This is a genomic window from Oleiphilus sp. HI0067, assembly GCF_001635735.1.
The window spans coordinates 1-1,310 of record NZ_LWFI01000988.1; the positions used below are offsets into that span (position 1 = coordinate 1).

Below are 1,310 nucleotides of genomic sequence, written 5' to 3' on the forward strand. Positions count from 1 at the left end.
ACGCATCTGCTTTATGTAGCGGGCTTTCAAATTGTTCGGCGGCACCTTCGAAGTCGCCGCTCTCATAGAGTTCTTGCGCCTGCTGGTCATTGCTTTTCCATAATGTATCTGTACTAAATGCAGACGCTTCGTCAGGAAGTATAAAGATCAAAACAAGCAGCAGTGCACCTTGGCGATAAGCTAATAGAATGATTGGCAGAGCAATCGCTAAAAAGATATATCCCATGTCTTGCCATTGATCGAATTCCCGTTCATTGAGCTCCGGATTAAGCTCCGTGCTCAGATCGTCGGCTCTGAGATTTAATAGATCACTACTATCCAGACTCAAGCGTTCTGCTTGGCCACGATGAGATGTAGCCAGCGATGTTAATTGAGCCATCTCTAGCTTCGGAATGACAACACTGCCTTTGTCTTTAAGATATCCGCGTCCATCCGGAAGCTTGATGGGGCCGCCTAATTCGGTTCCGACACCAATAATATCTAGCGAAAAAAGCTTAGAATTTAATGTTTCGGTTATGCGTTTCGAGTGATGCTCTGCGACGCCATCAGTAAATAAAAAAATTCGACCTTGGTTGAATCCAGCATCTTCCATTACAGAAACTGCCTGCGTAACAGCTAAGTCAGGTCGACTCCCAATAACAGGCATTATTAGAGGTGCTAGTGCTTTTAGATTGGCTTCAATCGTATTTGTGTCGTCAGTGAGCGGAGTGACGACAAAACTATCGCCCGAGAAGGCAATGAGTGCAGTTGATCCACCAGATCGCAGTTTCAACAAATCTATTATTTTTTGCTTTGCACGGACGAGACGCGAAGGCGCGGTATCCTCCGCCATCATAGATAGTGACAAGTCTAAAATTACAACAGCGTTATCACTCGGCTGGACTGAAGGTGTTTTCGTTTGCTTCCAGCTCGGGCCGGATAAGGCAAAAATCAAGAGAGCAAAAATTATGACGCCGATGGCTCGAGACGGTTGCTTAGTTTTTTTCCCGACTTCAAGAGTTCCGCCCTGAATTGCCTCTAGCAGTGTTGAGTCGATATGTTTCGTCCAGGAATTGTCTTGCGTTGCGCCACGTTTTAGCAACCACCAAACAAAGGGTAAAGCTAGGTATAAATACAAAAAATCCGGTCGGAGAAAATGAGGAAGAATTAGATCAAGCATCTTGTTTCTCACGCATACTAGACTGGCGGCTTGCTCTTTGGAGTAAAACGACAAGCTTGTAAGCACTAAAAATCAGTAGTGCGAGAGCAAGAAAATAATGTGAGATCGCTTGCTTCGGCTGAAAGATTCTTACATCTGATTCAATAGGTTC

General features: G+C 44.9%; 1 protein-coding gene. It reads right to left on the minus strand.

From position 1 onward, the window contains the following. Window positions 1–1,159 (minus strand): VWA domain-containing protein (locus A3739_RS12860; RefSeq protein ID WP_156502570.1); only part of this gene is annotated, 1,159 nt, incomplete at its 3' end. Window positions 1,160–1,310 lie beyond the last annotated feature (151 nt).